The organism is Streptomyces sp. P9-2 (assembly GCF_051903975.1).
Classification (GTDB): domain Bacteria; phylum Actinomycetota; class Actinomycetes; order Streptomycetales; family Streptomycetaceae; genus Streptomyces; species Streptomyces cellulosae.
Window position 1 is genome coordinate 493,189 of record NZ_CP192634.1, and the last position, 12,025, is coordinate 505,213.

At 71.5% G+C, this 12,025-nt stretch carries 8 protein-coding genes; 6 read left to right on the top strand and 2 right to left on the bottom strand.

Translation table 11 applies throughout. The features are described from left to right. Positions 1-16: 16 nt before the first annotated feature. Positions 17-2,161 carry a glycogen debranching protein GlgX gene (gene glgX / locus ACQY0Z_RS34865; protein ID WP_347226771.1) on the bottom strand — a complete coding sequence of 715 codons (2,145 nt, stop codon included), beginning with the start codon at positions 2,159-2,161 and terminating at the stop codon, positions 17-19. Next, positions 2,158-2,670, bottom strand: a complete 513-nt coding sequence (locus ACQY0Z_RS34870; RefSeq protein ID WP_189899734.1) for a pep a2 — start codon at positions 2,668-2,670, stop codon at positions 2,158-2,160. Before ACQY0Z_RS34870 ends, glgX begins: the two co-directional genes overlap by 4 nt. A gap of 358 nt (positions 2,671-3,028) precedes the next feature. On the opposite strand from ACQY0Z_RS34870, the gene ACQY0Z_RS34875 reads away from it, so the two are divergent. The 6 genes from ACQY0Z_RS34875 to ACQY0Z_RS34900 all read left to right on the top strand — a co-directional run bounded on the left by ACQY0Z_RS34875 (position 3,029) and on the right by ACQY0Z_RS34900 (position 11,954). Beyond that, positions 3,029-3,331: a DUF5133 domain-containing protein gene (locus tag ACQY0Z_RS34875; protein ID WP_033277739.1), complete on the top strand. Its 303-nt coding sequence runs from the start codon at positions 3,029-3,031 to the stop codon at positions 3,329-3,331. A gap of 74 nt (positions 3,332-3,405) precedes the next feature. Beyond that, positions 3,406-5,403: an alpha-1,4-glucan--maltose-1-phosphate maltosyltransferase gene (locus ACQY0Z_RS34880; protein ID WP_439813539.1), complete on the top strand. Its 1,998-nt coding sequence runs from the start codon at positions 3,406-3,408 to the stop codon at positions 5,401-5,403. Beyond that, positions 5,400-7,118, top strand: a complete 1,719-nt coding sequence (treS, locus tag ACQY0Z_RS34885; protein WP_189901860.1) for a maltose alpha-D-glucosyltransferase — start codon at positions 5,400-5,402, stop codon at positions 7,116-7,118. Before ACQY0Z_RS34880 ends, treS begins: the two co-directional genes overlap by 4 nt. 28 nt (positions 7,119-7,146) lie before the next feature. Next, complete coding sequence (locus ACQY0Z_RS34890; protein WP_439812682.1) at positions 7,147-8,505, top strand: maltokinase N-terminal cap-like domain-containing protein; 1,359 nt, start codon at positions 7,147-7,149, stop codon at positions 8,503-8,505. A 4-nt stretch (positions 8,506-8,509) separates the two neighbouring features. Next, the gene (gene glgB, locus ACQY0Z_RS34895) at positions 8,510-10,735 is read left to right on the top strand and encodes a 1,4-alpha-glucan branching enzyme (protein WP_381726712.1); all 2,226 of its coding nucleotides are present in this window, start codon (positions 8,510-8,512) and stop codon (positions 10,733-10,735) included. A gap of 130 nt (positions 10,736-10,865) precedes the next feature. Next, positions 10,866-11,954: a glutamate--cysteine ligase 2 gene (locus ACQY0Z_RS34900; RefSeq protein WP_189901865.1), complete on the top strand. Its 1,089-nt coding sequence runs from the start codon at positions 10,866-10,868 to the stop codon at positions 11,952-11,954. Positions 11,955-12,025: the final 71 nt, after the last annotated feature.

Here is a 12,025-nt window from a genome sequence, read left to right on the forward strand (position 1 = left end):
CCCCGGGGCCGTCCGGTCACCGCGCGGTGCGGGCCGGGCGGGACAGCAGCACCAGGCTGCGGGCGTCCACGGTGAGGCGGGTGCCCGCCTTGCGTTCCGCCTCGTCGGGGGTGCCGTCCGGGTCGGCGGTGTCGATCAGCGCCGTCCACCGTTCGCCGTAGGAGGCGTCCGGCAGCCGGAAGCCGACCGGTTCCCAGTGGCTGTTGAGCAGCAGCAGGAACGAGTCGTCGATGACGGGCCGGCCGCGCGGGTCCGGTTCGGCGATGGCGTCGCCGTTGAGGAACACGCCCACCGAGTGCGCGTCGGAGCGCAGCCAGTCGTCGTCGCTCATCTCCCGCGCGTCGGGCGCCAGCCACACCAGGTCCGGCAGGGGCTGGCCGGGGTGGCGTGCGGTGTCGCCGCGGAAGAAACGGCGCCGGCGCAGCACGGGGTGTTCCCGGCGCAGGGCGATCAGCCGGCGGGTGAAGCCGAGCAGCGCCTCCTGCTCGTCGCCGAGCGCCCAGTCGATCCAGCTGATCTCGTTGTCCTGGCAGTAGGCGTTGTTGTTGCCGCGCTGGGTGCGGCCCAGCTCGTCGCCGTGGGAGAGCATCGGGATGCCCTGCGACAGCAGCAGCGTGGCCAGGAAGTTGCGCTGCTGGCGGGCGCGCAGCTCCCGCACGGCCGGGTCGCGGGTCGGGCCCTCCGCGCCGCAGTTCCAGGACCGGTTGTCGTTCTCGCCGTCCTGGTTGTCCTCGCCGTTGGCCTCGTTGTGCTTGTCGTTGTACGAGACCAGGTCGCGCAGGGTGAAACCGTCGTGCGCGGTGACGAAGTTGACGCTCGCGCGCGGCCGGCGCCGGTGGTGGGCGTACAGGTCGGAGGAGCCGGTCAGCCGGGAGGCGAACTCGCCGAGGGTGTGGTCCTCGCCCCGCCAGAAGTCCCGTACGGCGTCACGGTACTTGCCGTTCCACTCGGACCACAGGGGCGGGAAGTTGCCGACCTGGTAGCCGCCTTCGCCGACGTCCCAGGGTTCGGCGATGAGTTTGACGCGGCTGATCACCGGGTCCTGCTGGATCAGGTCGAAGAACGCCGACAGCCGGTCCACCTCGTGGAACTGCCGCGCCAGCGTGGCCGCGAGGTCGAAGCGGAACCCGTCGACGTGCATCTCGGTGACCCAGTACCGCAGCGAGTCCATGATGAGCTGCAGCACGTAGGGGTGGCGCATCAGCAGGCTGTTGCCGGTGCCGGTGGTGTCGTAGTAGTGCCGCCAGTCGCCGTCCACCAGGCGGTAGTACGAGGAGTTGTCGATGCCCCGGAAGGAGAGGGTGGGGCCCTTCTCGTTGCCCTCGGCGGTGTGGTTGTAGACGACGTCGAGGATCACCTCGAGGCCGGCCGCGTGCAGCGCCTTCACCATCTCCTTGAATTCCGTGACCTGCTGGCCGCGGGTGCCGTGGGCGGAGTAGGCGTTGTGCGGGGCGAAGAAGCCGATGGTGTTGTAGCCCCAGTAGTTGGCGAGGCCCCGGCCCTGGAGCACGCCGTCCTGGACGAACTGGTGCACCGGCATGAGCTCCACGGCGGTGACGCCGAGCGAGGTGAGGTGCCCGACGACCGAGGGGTGGGCCAGTCCGGCGTAGGTGCCGCGCAGTTCGGGCGGGACGTCGGGGTGGGTGCGGGTCAGCCCCTTGACGTGGGTCTCGTAGATCACGGTGTCGGAGTACGGGCGGCAGGGGCGGGTGTCGTCGCCCCAGTCGAAGGCGGGGTCGGTCACCACGCCGAGCATGGTGTGGCCCGCGCTGTCCGCGGGGTCGGGCCCGTGCGGGTTCCGCTCGTACAGCGAGGGGTGGTTGTCGATCTGGCCGTCGACCGCGGTGGCGTAGGGGTCGAGGAGGAGTTTCGCCGGGTTGCAGCGGTGGCCGGCGGTGGGCGCCCAGGGGCCGTGGACGCGGTAGCCGTAGCGCTGGCCGGGTCCTACGCCGGGGAGGTAGCCGTGCCAGACGAAGCCGTCGACCTCGGTGAGCCGCACCGTGCGGTGCCGGCCGCCGTCGTCCACGAGGACCAGGTCGACGCGTTCGGCGACCTCGCTGAACAGCGCGAAGTTGGTGCCCTCCCCGTCGTAGGAGGCACCCAGCGGGTAGGGGCGCCCGCTCCAGGCGGGCGCCCCTTTCCGGTTGTGTCGCCGGGTCACCGGACCTCCTCCAGGAGGCCGCCGGGCGTTCGGATCAGCGCGGTGGCCGTGGAGACGGTCACCTCGCGGGGCAGGTCCAGGCCTTCGCTCTCGCGCGGGTCGGGCGTGGTGGGGACGAGGGGCACGCGTTCGCCGGCGCGGGCGCGCTGCGAGAACCAGATGACCTTGCTGCCGGTCTCGGTGGCGCAGCAGCCCCATCCGTCGCTGCTGGCGGCGAGGTGTTCGAGGCAGCCGCGCAGCTCCTGGTCGGGGCGCAGGGCGCGGTCGTTGTCCGCGATGGCCGTGATGAGGTGCTGCCCGTTCCACCACATCTCGATGGAGGTGTTCTTGTCGGTGGCGTGCTCGTCGATGGCGCGGAGCAGCATCTCGGTGCCGCCGCAGACGGGCTCCATGAGGTTCTCCAGGTCCCAGAACCGGAGGTGAGCGGCCAGTATCCGGCTGACCTGTCCCACCCTCTCCGGGCTGACTTCCACGTCGAGGTGGTAGTAGCAGGGCACTGCGGTCTTCATCTTGTGGCTCCTCACCGCGAAGCTCGCGCTCCTCCCGTCCGGCGGACGGGCCCCCGAACACGGAACGTGAGCGGGTGTCGCTTCTGAGTCACCTTCAGACTGAGGGGGTTGGTCCATTCGTGCAACACGAGCGCACGGGTGAGACGGAAGGGATCGCATCTGAGCGCGACGGAACCCTCTGACCAGCGCAGCCGCCGCCGACCGGTGGTTGAAATTCCAACAAGACGTTGGGTCACTGTCCGTGCACCATGAGTGAAGACCTCGATCGCCGTTACGGGTCCGTGCATCGGTGCGCACGGCTCCGCCCCGACCGTCGGGACAACGCGCACCCATCGAGCCCCGGAAAGGTGAACGGCGCATGCTGCTACCCGCAAAAGCCGAAGTTGCCCGGCAGTTGCGTCGCTACCGGGCCTGGGAACGCGTGATGCTGGCCGCCCCCGCCGACCACACGGTGCGGGCGACCTTCGAGGACTCCGGCTACACCCTCTGCGTGCTGATGGGCAAGCGCTGCGCGCGGGAGGCGGCCGACGCCGCGGAACGGTACCTGCGCACCACGCTCGTCACCTATCTGCAGGAGCAGAACGACCGGCCCCGTCCGGCCGCCACGGTCCGGCGCGGCCCGCCCGCCGTCGAGCGGCGGTCCCCGGCGGGAAGGCAATGACCTTCCCGCCTCCATGTGGTCCCCCGCCCGGGCGTCCGGCCCGGGCATCGCGAGCGGCGGAGGTGCACAGGCCCATGAAGACGACCCCGGCCATCGGTCGTGTCCCGGTACGGGACGTCCGGCCGTGCGTCGACGGCGGCAGGCGGCCGGCGAAAGCCGTCGTCGGCGAGGCGTTCGAGGTGACGGCGACGGTGTTCCGGGAGGGGCACGACGCGGTGGCGGCCAACGTGGTGCTGAAGGACCCGGAGGGGCGTCCGGGTCCGTTCACCCCGATGCGGGAGCTGGCGCCGGGCTCCGACCGGTGGGGCGCGGAGGTCGTCGCGGACGCGCCCGGCCACTGGACGTACCGCGTCGAGGCCTGGGGCGACCCGGTGGCCACCTGGCGGCACGTCGCCGGCGTGAAGGTCCCGGCGGGCATCGACACCGGGCTGGTCCTGGAGGAGGGCGCCGACCTCTTCGCGCGCGCCGCGGCCGGGGTGCCGCGCGACGCCGGACAGAAGGTGATCCTCGAGGCGGCCGCGACCCTGCGCGACGACACCCTCCCCTGCGCCACCCGGCTGGCGGCGGCGCTGACGCCGGAGGTCGACGCGGTGCTGGCGAAGCATCCGCTGCGGGAGCTGGTCACCAGCAGCGAACCGCTCCCCCTGCTCGTCGAGCGCGAACGCGCCCTGTACGGCTCCTGGTACGAGTTCTTCCCCCGCTCGGAGGGCACGCCCGAGCAGCCGCACGGCACCTTCGACACCGCCGCGCGCCGGCTCCCGGCGATCGCGGCGATGGGCTTCGACGTGGTCTACCTGCCGCCCATCCACCCGATCGGCACGACCTTCCGCAAGGGCCCGAACAACTCCCTGGACGCGGGTCCGGACGACGTGGGCGTGCCGTGGGCGATCGGCTCCCCCGAGGGCGGCCACGACGCCGTGCACCCGCGGCTGGGCACGCTGGAGGACTTCAGGCGGTTCGTGGCCCGCGCCCGTGACCTGGGCATGGAGGTCGCCCTCGACTTCGCCCTCCAGTGCTCGCCGGACCACCCCTGGGTGCACAAGCACCCGGAGTGGTTCCACCACCGCCCCGACGGCTCCATCGCGTATGCGGAGAACCCGCCGAAGAAGTACCAGGACATCTACCCCATCGCCTTCGACGCCGACATGGACGGCCTGGTCGCCGAGACCTGCCGGATCCTGCGGCACTGGATGGACACCGGCGTGCGGATCTTCCGCGTCGACAACCCGCACACCAAGCCCGTCGTGTTCTGGGAACGCGTCATCGCCGACATCAACGGCACCGACCCGGACGTCATCTTCCTGGCGGAGGCCTTCACCCGCCCGGCGATGATGCACACCCTCGCCCAGATCGGCTTCCAGCAGTCCTACACGTACTTCACCTGGCGCAACACCAAGCAGGAGCTGACGGAGTACCTCACCGAACTGACGGGGGAGGCCGCCTCCTACATGCGGCCCAACTTCTTCGCCAACACCCCCGACATCCTGCACGCCTACCTCCAGCACGGCGGCCGGCCCGCCTTCGAGGTCCGCGCCGTCCTCGCCGCCACCCTCTCCCCCACGTGGGGCATCTACAGCGGCTACGAACTGTGCGAGAACACCCCGCTGCGCGAGGGCGGCGAGGAATACCTCGACAGCGAGAAGTACCAGCTCAAACCCCGCGACTGGGAAACCGCCGAACGCGAGGGCCGCACCATCGCCCCCCTCGTCACCCGCCTCAACACCATCCGGCGGGACCACCCCGCGCTGCACCGGCTGCGCAATCTCCGCTTCCACCGCACCGACAACGACTCCGTCCTGGCGTACAGCAAGCGCCAGGGCTCCGACGTCGTGCTCGTGGTCGTCAACCTCGATCCCCGGCACACCCAGGAGGCGACGGTCTCGCTGGACATGCCGCACCTCGGCCTGGACCGGCACGAGACGGTGCCGGTGCGCGACGAGCTCACCGGCGAGACCTACCACTGGGGCAGCACCAACTACGTGCGGCTGGAGCCGGGGCGGGCTCCAGCGCATGTCCTGCACGTCCAGCGACCGCCCGCCGCACAGCGAAACGGAGGGCCAGGAACGCCATGACCGTGAACGAGCCAGTGCCGGACACGTTCGAGGACACACCGGTCAGGGACCGGGACCCCGACTGGTTCAAACGCGCCGTGTTCTACGAGGTGCTCGTCCGCTCCTTCCAGGACAGCAACGGGGACGGCATCGGCGATCTCAAGGGCCTGACCTCCAAGCTGGACTATCTGCAGTGGCTCGGCGTGGACTGCCTGTGGCTGCCCCCGTTCTTCAAGTCGCCGCTCAGGGACGGCGGTTACGACGTCGCCGACTACACCGCCGTGCTTCCCGAGTTCGGCGACCTCGCCGACTTCGTGGAGTTCGTGGACGCCGCCCATCAGCGCGGCATGCGCGTGATCATCGACTTCGTCATGAACCACACCAGCGACCAGCACCCGTGGTTCGAGGAGTCCCGCAAGGACCCGGAGGGCCCCTACGGCGACTTCTACGTGTGGGCCGACGACGACACCGGCTACCCGGACGCGCGCATCATCTTCGTCGACACCGAGGCGTCCAACTGGACGTACGACCCGGTGCGGAAGCAGTACTACTTCCACCGGTTCTTCTCGCACCAGCCGGACCTCAACTACGAGAACCCGCGCGTGCAGGAGGAGATCCTCGCGGCCCTGCGCTTCTGGCTCGACCTGGGCATCGACGGCTTCCGCCTGGACGCCGTCCCCTATCTGTACGCGGCCGAGGGGACGAACTGCGAGAACCTCCCGGCGACCCACGCGTTCCTGAAGCGGGTCCGCAAGGAGATCGACACCCAGTACCCGGACACCGTGCTCCTCGCCGAGGCCAACCAGTGGCCCGAGGACGTCGTCGACTACTTCGGCGACTACGCCGCCGGCGGCGACGAATGCCACATGGCGTTCCACTTCCCGGTCATGCCCCGCATCTTCATGGCGGTGCGCCGCGAGTCGCGCTACCCGGTCTCCGAGATCCTCGCCAAGACCCCCGCCATCCCGTCGGGCTGTCAGTGGGGCATCTTCCTGCGCAACCACGACGAGCTGACCCTGGAGATGGTCACCGACGAGGAACGCGACTACATGTGGGCCGAGTACGCGAAGGACCCCCGCATGCGCGCCAACATCGGCATCCGGCGGCGTCTCGCCCCCCTCCTCGACAACGACCGCGACCAGATCGAACTCTTCACCGCCCTGCTGCTCTCGCTCCCCGGGTCGCCGATCATCTACTACGGCGACGAGATCGGCATGGGCGACAACATCTGGCTCGGCGACCGCGACGCCGTCCGCACCCCCATGCAGTGGACCCCGGACCGCAACGCCGGCTTCTCCTCCGCCGACCCCGGCCGCCTCTACCTGCCCACGATCATGGACCCCGTCTACGGCTACCAGGTCACCAACGTCGAAGCGTCCATGGCCTCGCCGTCGTCGCTGCTCCACTGGACCCGGCGCATGATCGAGATCCGCAAGCAGAACCCGGCGTTCGGCCTCGGCTCCTACACCGAGCTTCCCTCCTCCAACCCCGCAGTCCTCGCCTTCCTCCGCGAGTACGAGGACGACCTGGTCCTGTGCGTCAACAACTTCTCCCGCTTCTCCCAGCCCACCGAGCTCGACCTGCGCGAGTTCGACGGCCGGCACCCGGTGGAGCTGTTCGGCGGGGTGCGCTTCCCGGCCATCGGCGAACTGCCGTACCTGCTGACCCTCGGGGGCCACGGCTTCTACTGGTTCCGGCTCACCAGAGTCGCATCCCGCATCGGCCGACGACTGTGAGCGTGTGCCGGCGAGAGGAGGCGTCACGATGACGAAGACCGCATTCCTGCGCCCGCGGAGCGCGCCCGCCGAGTCCCTGGAGTCGCTCGCCGGGCTGCTGCGCGAGTGGCTGCCGTTGCAGCGCTGGTTCGCGGGCAAGGACCGTCCCGTCACCGATCTCGGTGTGCTGTCCACGACCGAGCTGTTCCCGGGCTGTCTGCACGTGCTGGTGCACGCCGCGCACGGCGGGGTGCCCGCGCCCGGGGGCACCACCCCCGCCGGCGACTGCTACCAGCTGCTGCTCGGGGTACGCGAGCGGCCCTCGCCCCGCCTGGGCAAGGCGCTCATCGGCACCGTACGGGACGGCCTGCTCGCCGGACTGACGGTCTACGACGCCCTCCAGGACCCGCGCGCCGCCCAGCTGCTGCTCGAACGGCTGCGCCGGCCGGGCACCGCCGGCCCGCTGCACTTCGAGGGCGACCCCGCCCAGGAGGTCCCCGCGGGACTGGTGCCGCGCGTGCTCAACGCCGAGCAGTCCAACTCCTCGCTGGTGTACGGCGACGAGTACATCCTGAAGGTCTTCCGGCGCATCCAGCCCGGCGTCAACCCCGACCTGGAGGTCCCCGGGGCGCTGGCCCGGCAGGGCTGCCACCGGGTGCCCGCGCCGGTCGCCTGGCTGCGCACCACGCACCCGTTCAAGGCGACGCTCGGCGTGCTCCAGCCGTATCTGCGCAACGCCGCCGACGGCTGGACGCTGGCCCTCGACGCGCTCGCCTCGGGGGACGACTTCACCGCGCAGGCGCACGCCCTGGGCCGCGCCACGGCCGACGTGCACCTGGCGCTGTCCTCCGCGTTCCCCGTCGGCGAGCCCGGCGAGAACGGGCGGACGGCGGCGGCGATGACCGAGCGGCTGACCGCCGCCGCGCACGCCGTGCCCGCGCTCCAGCCGTACGTGCCGGGGCTGCGGAGCGCCTTCGCCGCGCTCGCCACCTGCGACGCCGGACCGCCCGCCCAGCGCATCCACGGCGACCTGCACCTCGGCCAGGTGCTGCGGGCGGGACGCGAGTGGTTCGTGATCGACTTCGAAGGCGAGCCGTCCCGGCCGCTCTCCGAACGGCGCAGCGCCCACTCCCCCGTGCGGGACATCGCCGGGATGCTGCGCTCCTTCGACTATGCCGCCCGGCAGCGCCGTCCCTGGCGCCCGGAGTGGGCGCGGCGCTGCCGCGAGGCCTACTGCGCGGGCTACGCGGCCCGTGCCGGCTGGGACCCGCGCAAGAAGCACGGCCTGCTCCGCGCCTATGAGACGGACCGGGCCGTGTACGAGGTGCTGTACGAGGCCCGGCACCGACCCGACTGGCTGCCCGTACCGATGGCGGCGATCGAGCGCCTCGCCGTGAGAGGAGACTGAAGCCGTGGCCCTGCACGAAACGCCGCTGCCCGGATCGGCCGGGTCCGCCCCGTCCGCCGCCGCCGAAGGGGCGGCCGCACCCGCCCTCGACCCGCACGACCGGGGACGCCTGCTCGCGGGCGCCCACCACGACCCGCACGCCCTCCTCGGCGCCCACCCGGTGCCCGGGGGCGTCGCCTTCCGGGCGCTGCGCCCCTTCGCCCGCGAGGTGAGCGTGGTCGTCGACGGCGCCCGCACCCCGCTGGTGTCCGAGGGCGACGGTCTGTTCTCCTCCGTCCTGCCGCTGGACGGGATCCCCGAGTACACCCTCGCGGTGGCGTACGGGGACGACGCGCCGGTGGAGACGCACGACCCGTACCGGTTCCTGCCCGCGCTCGGCGACTTCGACCTGCACCTGATCCGCGAGGGCCGGCACGAGGAGCTGTGGACGGCGCTCGGCGCGCACCCCATGACCCATCAGGGCGTGGCCGGCACCCGCTTCACCGTGTGGGCGCCCAACGCGCTCGGGGTGCGGCTGGCCGCGGACTTCACGTACTGGGACGGGACGGCGTTCCCGATGCGGTCGCTCGGTTCGTCCGGGGTGTGGGAGCTGTTCCTGCCGGGCGTCGGCGAGGGCACCCGCTACAAGTTCGAGATCCACTCGCGCCACGGCCACCGGTTCCTGAAGGCGGACCCGATGGCCCGCCGCACCGAGGCGCCGCCGAACACGGCGTCGGTGGTCACCGCCTCGCACCACGAGTGGGGCGACGCGGAGTGGATGGCGCGGCGCGGGGACACGCCGGTGCACGAGGCGCCGTTCTCGGTGTACGAGGTGCACCTGCCGTCCTGGCGTCCGGGGCTCGGCTACCGCGAGCTGGCGGAGGTGCTGCCCGCGTACGTCACGGACATGGGGTTCACCCATGTCGAGCTGATGCCGGTCGCCGAGCACCCGTACGGGCCGTCCTGGGGCTACCAGGTCACCGGCTTCTACGCGCCGACCGCGCGGCTCGGCACGCCGGACGACTTCAAGTACCTGGTCGACGCCCTGCACCGGGCCGGCATCGGCGTGATCATGGACTGGGTGCCGGCCCACTTCCCGCGCGACGACTGGGCGCTGGCCCGGTTCGACGGGGAGCCGCTGTACGAGCCCGGCGACTCGCGGCGCGCCGACCACCCGGACTGGGGGACGTTCACCTTCGACTACGCCCGCACCGAGGTGCGCAACTTCCTGGTCGCGAACGCCGTGTACTGGTGCCAGGAGTTCCACATCGACGGGCTGCGGGTCGACGCGGTCGCCTCCATGCTCTACCTCGACTACTCGCGTGAGGACGGCGGCTGGGAGCCGAACATGTACGGCGGCCGGGAGGACCTGGCCGCGATGGCGTTCCTCCAGGAGATGAACGCCACCGTGTACCGGCGCTGCCCCGGCGTGGTGACCATCGCCGAGGAGTCCACGGCGTGGGGCGGGGTGACCCGGCCCACCGACACCGGCGGGCTCGGGTTCGGGCTGAAGTGGAACATGGGCTGGATGCACGACTCGCTGGAGTACGTCTCCCACGAGCCGGTGCACCGCAAGTACCACCACCACGAGATGACCTTCGCGATGGTGTACGCCTACAGCGAGAACTACGTGCTGCCGATCTCCCACGACGAGGTGGTCCACGGCAAGCAGGCGCTGGTGTCGAAGATGCCGGGCGACTGGTGGCAGCGGCGGGCCGACGTCCGCGCGTACCTGGGCTTCATGTGGGCCCACCCCGGCAAACAACTGCTCTTCATGGGGCAGGAGTTCGCGCAGGGCGCGGAGTGGTCCGAGGAGGCGGGCCCCGAGTGGTGGCTGCTGGACGAGGACTACCACTCGGCGGGCGACCACCGCGGGGTGCAGGACCTGGTGCGCGACCTCAACGCGCACTACCGGCGGCTTCCGTCGCTGTGGCAGCGCGACACCGACCCGTCCGGCTTCCGCTGGGTCGCGGTGGACGCGGCCGACGACAACGTCTTCGCGTTCGTGCGGTACGACGCGGAGGGGCGGCCGCTGCTCGCGGTGTCGAACTTCTCCCCCGTGGTCCGGCACGACTACCGGCTCGCGGTCGGTGACGACGTGGTCGCCTGGGAGGAGATCCTCAACACCGACGCCGCCCGCTACGGCGGCGGCGACGTGGTGAACCCGGACCCGGTCAAGCCCGAGGACGGGCACGTCCGGCTCACCCTGCCCCCGCTCGCGACGGTCTGGCTGGCGCCCACGCCGCTGTAGCGTCCGCGCTCCGGCGCTCGGCAGCCCTCAGCCGGCGACACCAGGTGTTCCGCGTCCCGCGCGGGGCATGCGGGTCGTACGGCCGAGGGCTGCTCGGCGTCTACGCGGCAGGCAGAAGGGCGAGCATCAGGTGCGCACCGTGGGAGTGGAGGAGGAACTCCTCCTGGTCGATCCGGAGACAGGCGAACCGCGGGCGATGTCCGCGGCGGTGCTCGCCCGTGCCGAGCGGGAGGACGCGGGTCAGGACGTCTTCGAGAAGGAACTGCACGAGCAGATGGTGGAGTTCGCGACTCATCCGGAGTCGTCGATGGAGCGCCTGCTCGCGGAGATAGCCCGCTGCCGCAAGGAGGCGGCGGGACACGCCGAGGAGATCGGCTGCACGGTCGCCGCGCTGGCCACGTCTCCGCTGCCGGTCAGCCCGGCGGTCGGCGTCAACGAGCGGTACCGGTGGATGGAGAAGCAGTACGGGATCGCGACGCGTGAGCAGCTCGTCATGGGCTGTCACGTGCACGTGTCGGTGGAGTCCGACGAGGAGGGCGTGGCCGTCCTCGACCGGCTGCGGCCGTGGCTGGCGGTGCTGACCGCGCTGAGCGCGAACTCGCCGTTCTGGCAGGGCAAGGACTCGGGGTACGCCAGCTACCGCAGCCGGGTGTGGCAGCGGTGGCCTTCGGCGGGGCCGACCGAGCTGTTCGAGTCGCCGGAGCGGTACCACCGTCGGGTCGCGGACATGGTGTCGACCGGGGCGATCCTCGACGAGGGGATGATCTACTTCGACGCCCGTCTTTCCGAGCGGTACCCGACGGTGGAGGTACGGGTTTCGGACGTCGCGCTGCACGCGGAGACGGCGGGGCTGATCGCCACGCTGACGCGGGCGCTGGTGGAGACGGCGGCGCGGGAGTGGCGGGAGGGCCGGGAGCCGGTCGACCCGGGCGTCTCCCTGCTGCGGCTGTCCGCCTGGCAGGCGGCGCGGTCCGGTCTGACCGGGGAGCTGCTGCATCCGGAGACGATGCGGAGGATGCCCGCCGAGGCGGTCGTCCGTTCGCTGCTGGACCACGTCGCCGATGCCCTTGCCGACCATGGCGACGTGGATCGCGCCCGCGAGGGGTGCGAGCGGCTGCTGCGGGACGGGAACGGGGCGATGGTGCAGCGGGCGCTGCTGGAGCGGACGGAGAGTTTGCGGGACGTCGTGACGGAGTGCGTGCGGCATACGCAGGCGTAGGTGGGCGCGGTCCGTCCGTGCGGGTGCGTGGGGAGTGCGCGCGCAGTTCCCCGGGCCCCTATGGGGCGCCT

What these genes read in the sequence shown, in the direction of transcription:
- ACQY0Z_RS34870 (WP_189899734.1), bottom strand. Translation starts at nt 2,670, where the DNA reads ATGAAGACCGCAGTGCCCTGCTACTACCACCTCGACGTGGAAGTCAGC.
- ACQY0Z_RS34875 (WP_033277739.1), top strand. Translation starts at nt 3,029, where the DNA reads ATGCTGCTACCCGCAAAAGCCGAAGTTGCCCGGCAGTTGCGTCGCTAC.
- ACQY0Z_RS34880 (WP_439813539.1), top strand. Translation starts at nt 3,406, where the DNA reads ATGAAGACGACCCCGGCCATCGGTCGTGTCCCGGTACGGGACGTCCGG.
- treS (WP_189901860.1), top strand. Translation starts at nt 5,400, where the DNA reads ATGACCGTGAACGAGCCAGTGCCGGACACGTTCGAGGACACACCGGTC.
- ACQY0Z_RS34890 (WP_439812682.1), top strand. Translation starts at nt 7,147, where the DNA reads ATGACGAAGACCGCATTCCTGCGCCCGCGGAGCGCGCCCGCCGAGTCC.